This is a genomic window from Streptomyces silaceus, from assembly GCF_001419745.1.
Classification (GTDB): Bacteria; Actinomycetota; Actinomycetes; order Streptomycetales; family Streptomycetaceae; genus Streptomyces; species Streptomyces silaceus.
In genome coordinates this window covers 1-3,944 of record NZ_LIRJ01000631.1, presented here as the reverse complement: position 1 = coordinate 3,944, position 3,944 = coordinate 1, and the positions used below count along the sequence as shown (strand labels likewise).

At 75.2% G+C, this 3,944-nt stretch carries 4 protein-coding genes; 2 read left to right on the top strand and 2 right to left on the bottom strand.

Annotation, left to right across the window (positions count from 1 at the left end):
* Nucleotides 1-100: 100 nt before the first annotated feature.
* Entirely contained in the window at nt 101-694 is a 594-nt protein-coding gene (locus AOK22_RS38015) for a TetR/AcrR family transcriptional regulator (protein WP_055703205.1), read from the bottom strand.
* A 127-nt stretch (nt 695-821) separates the two neighbouring features.
* On the opposite strand from AOK22_RS38015, the gene AOK22_RS38010 reads away from it, so the two are divergent.
* On the top strand, nt 822-2,066 hold the full coding sequence (locus tag AOK22_RS38010) for an FAD-dependent monooxygenase (RefSeq protein WP_055703204.1): 1,245 nt from the start codon (nt 822-824) through the stop codon (nt 2,064-2,066).
* A 31-nt stretch (nt 2,067-2,097) separates the two neighbouring features.
* Nucleotides 2,098-3,009: a Gfo/Idh/MocA family protein gene (locus tag AOK22_RS38005; RefSeq protein ID WP_055703203.1), complete on the top strand. Its 912-nt coding sequence runs from the start codon at nt 2,098-2,100 to the stop codon at nt 3,007-3,009.
* On the opposite strand, the gene lnt is transcribed toward AOK22_RS38005, so the two are convergent.
* Nucleotides 2,927-3,944: apolipoprotein N-acyltransferase (gene lnt / locus AOK22_RS38000; protein ID WP_063795424.1), on the bottom strand; the 1,018-nt coding region annotated here is incomplete at its 5' end. The two genes, AOK22_RS38005 and lnt, sit on opposite strands and share 83 nt — an antisense overlap.

Here is a 3,944-nt window from a genome sequence, read left to right as displayed (position 1 = left end):
GGGTGAGCCTGGTCGGGTTGGGCCGCCGTGTGCGAGGGGCTGCGCGCCGCCGAGCGGGGCGGGGCGTTCCGCCTCCGGCGTGCTCCGGGCTCCGGCCGGCTCAGTCCCCCAGCATCCCCCGCAACAGCTCCCCCACGCTGCTCCGCAGTTCCTCCTCGGTCGGTGTCGCCGCGTGGTACGAGCCCGCCACGCACGAGAACATCAGGCCGTCGCACCACGCCACCAGCGAGAGCGTGTGGCGCGCGGGGTCCGTGGAGCCGGCGGCGCGCATCAGGGCTTCCAGGGGCTCCCGGAACCGGGCGCCCGCCGCGTCGTAATAGCTGCGCAGCTCCGGGCGGCGGGTCGCCTCCAGGGCCAACTCGTAGCGCGAGACGAGCAGGTGGCGGTGGTCGCCGCCGAGAAAGCGGTGCAGGGCCAGGGCGAGCCCCGCCGCCAGGGCCTCGCGCCCGGCCTCGGGGCCCGGCATCCGGGCGGGGGCGAGGACCTCCGCCTCCCGCTCGGCCTGCCGCCGCACCGCCGTCTCCAGGAGCGCGAGCCGGGTGCGCGCGTGGTTGGACGTCGAGCCCTGCGGCAGCCCCGCGGCCTCGTCGACGGCCCGGTGGGTGAGCCCGCGCATGCCGCGTTCGACGAGCAGGGCGAGGGCGGTGTCGGCGATCAGTTCGGTGCGGGGACCTCCCGCGCTGCGTACGGACATGACGGAACCCTACCTCGCTCACTACAGGTGTAGTACGGTCGTCCTGTCGCTCACTACAGCTGTAGTGAAGGGGTGGGCGGCGCGCACGCGGCCTGCGGACGTGTGCGGGACCGCAGAGGAGGAAGCCATGAAGCAGCAGCCCCACGCCGTCGTCATCGGTGGCGGCATCGGCGGGCTCACCGCGGCCATCGGCCTGCACCGGACCGGATGGCGCGTCACGGTCCTGGAGCGTGCCGCCACGCTGGAGCCGGTCGGTTCCGGCATCGGCCTCGCCCCCAACGCGCAGCGCGCCCTGGACGTCCTCGGCCTCGGGGACCGCGTCCGCGCCCTCGCCGCCTGGCAGGGTGAGGGCGGCATGCGGGCCCGGAGCGGCCGCTGGCTGGTGCGCACGAGCGCCGCCGAGGCCGAGGCGACGTACGGCGGATCGCTGGTGCTGCTGCACCGCGCCACCCTCGTCGACCTGCTGGTCTCCGCGCTGCCCGAGCAGGCGCTGCGCACCGGCACCGCGGCCCGCCTCACCGATCCCGGCGCCGCCGGCCGCCCCGCCGTCGTCACCACCGACGACGGCGACATCGAGGCGGACCTCGTCGTCGGCGCCGACGGCATCAACTCCGCCGTGCGCGCGGCCCTCTTCCCCGCCCACCCGGGTCCCGTGTACGCGGGGTTCACCACCTGGCGCTTCGTCATCCCCGCACCCGACAGGCCCTTCGCGCCGCACGAGACCTGGGGCCGCGGCGGAGTGTGGGGCACCCAGCCGCTCAAGGACGGCAGGATCTACGCGTACGCCACCGCCCGGGTCCCCGCGGGCGGCAGGGCGCCCGACGACGAGAAGGCCGAACTGGCACGGCGGTTCGCCGACTGGCACGACCCGATTCCGTCGCTGATCGCCGCCGTGCGCCCCGCGGACGTCCTGCGCCACGACGTCCGCCACCTGCCGACCCCGCTCGCCCACTACCACCGCGGCCGGGTCGCCCTCGTCGGCGACGCCGCGCACGCCATGACGCCGAGCCTCGGCCAGGGCGGCAACCAGGCCATCGAGGACGCCGTCGTCCTCGCCCACCACGTCGCGCCCGGCGGCGACCCGGTGACAGGACCGGCCGCCTACAGCGCGGCGCGCGTCCCCCGCACCACGGAGATCGTCCGACGGGCCGCACGCGCCTCCCGCGTCACCCACCTCACCAGCGCCCCGCTCATCGCCGTACGCAACACGCTCGTCTCGACGGCGTCGCGACTCGGCCCGAACCTCATCATGCGGGGCTTCTCCTCCATCGCCGACTGGCGGCCGCCGCAGGCCCCGTATGCTGCGGGAACGGCGACCGGAGCGCCCGGGCGGAGCGCGGAGGCGACGGGTCGCGAACCAGCACAGCGGTAGGCCAGTGGTAGTGGTCGGTAGGGAGACAGCGGTGAAGATCGGCTGCATCGGACTCGGTGACATCGCGCAGAAGGCGTATCTGCCGGTCCTCACCACCCAGCCCGGCGTCGAACTGCACCTGCAGACGCGCACGCCCGCGACGCTCGCCCGCGTCGCCGGCGTCCACCACCTCCCGGACGAGCGCTGCCACACCGACCTGGACTCGTTGCTCGCCCAGGGCCTCGACGCCGCGTTCGTGCACGCGCCGACCGCCGTCCACCCGGAGATCGTCACGCGGCTCGTCGAGGCGGGCGTCCCGACGTACGTGGACAAGCCCATCGCGTACGAACTGGCCGACTCCGAGCGGCTCGTGCGGCTCGCCGAGGACCGGGGCGTCAGCCTCGCCGTCGGCTTCAACCGCCGCTACGCCCCCGGGTACGCCCAGTGCGCCGAGCACCCGCGCGAGCTGATCCTGATGCAGAAGAACCGCGTCGGACTGCCCGAGGACCCGCGCACGCTGGTCCTCGACGACTTCATCCACGTCGTGGACACGCTGCGGTTCCTGGCGCCGGGGCCGATCGACCACGTCGGCGTGCGCGCCCGTGTCGTCGACGGCCTGATGGAGCACGTCGTGCTGCAGCTCGCGGGCGACGGATTCACCGCGCTCGGCGTGATGAACCGGCTCAGCGGTTCGACCGAGGAGATCCTCGAGGTCTCCGGGCAGGACACCAAGCGGCAGGTGCTCAACCTCGCCGAGGTCGTCGACCACAAGGGCCAGCCCAGCGTGCGGCGGCGCGGCGACTGGGTGCCGGTGGCCCGTCAGCGCGGCATCGAGCAGGTGGTGCTCGCCTTCCTCGACGCCGTGCGCGCGGGCAAGGTGCTCAGCGCCCGGGACGCGCTGGCGACCCATGAGCTGTGCGAGCGCGTGGTGCTCGCGGCTCAGGAGCAGGCCCGGGGCGCCTGAGCGCCCGTACGCCGCCGGCCGCGCACAGCGCCGCGAGCACGAGGAGCGCGGCGTGCACGGGCCAGTCGCCCCAGCGCACGTACGCGGTCGTGCCCTTGGCCAGCGGTACGTCGTAGACGCGCGCGGCGCTCGCCGAGGTGCCGAGCGGGGCGCCGACGCGCGAGCCGTCCGGGGCGTGGACCACGGAGACGCCGGTCAGCGTGGCGTGCACCATCGGGCGGCCCGTCTCGGCGGCCCGCAGCGCCGCGAGCGAGGCGTGCTGGTCGGGCGCCCAGCTGTCCTGGAACGTCGACGTGGCGGACTGGGCGAGCAGCAGCTGTGCCCCGTCGCGGGTGAGGCGGCGGCTCATGTCCGGGAACGCCGACTCGAAGCAGACCAGCGGACCGACCCGCAGGCCGTGCCCCACGTCCATCACCACCTGCCGGTCGCCGCGCCTGCGGTCCTCGCCCGCGGCCTTGCCGACGGAGGTGGCCCAGCCGAGGAGGGAACGCGCGGGGACGTACTCGCCGAAGGGCACGAGCCGCATCTTGTCGTAGCGGTCGCCGGTGGGACCGTCCGGGCCGACCAGGACGGAGCTCTTGAAGATGCCGGGGCGGTCGGAGCGGCGCGCGTCGACGTTCACGAGGATGTCCGCGCCGACCTCGCGGGAGAGCGCGGCGATCCGGCGCGCGATGTCCGGCCGGTCGGCCAGGTCGTAGCCGACGCTGCTCTCGCCCCAGACGACGAGGTCCGGATCCTTCCCCACGAGCGAGCGGGTCAGCGCCTCCTCGCGGGCCAGCCGCTTGTCGCCACTGGAGATCCCGTCGATGACACCGGGCTGGACGACGGCGACACGGACGTGCCCGGCGGGCTCGGGGCGCGGGGCCCAGGCCCAGACGGCGCTGGTGACGCCGGCGACGGCGAGCAGACCGGCGACGGCCGGGACGGCGGGGGAG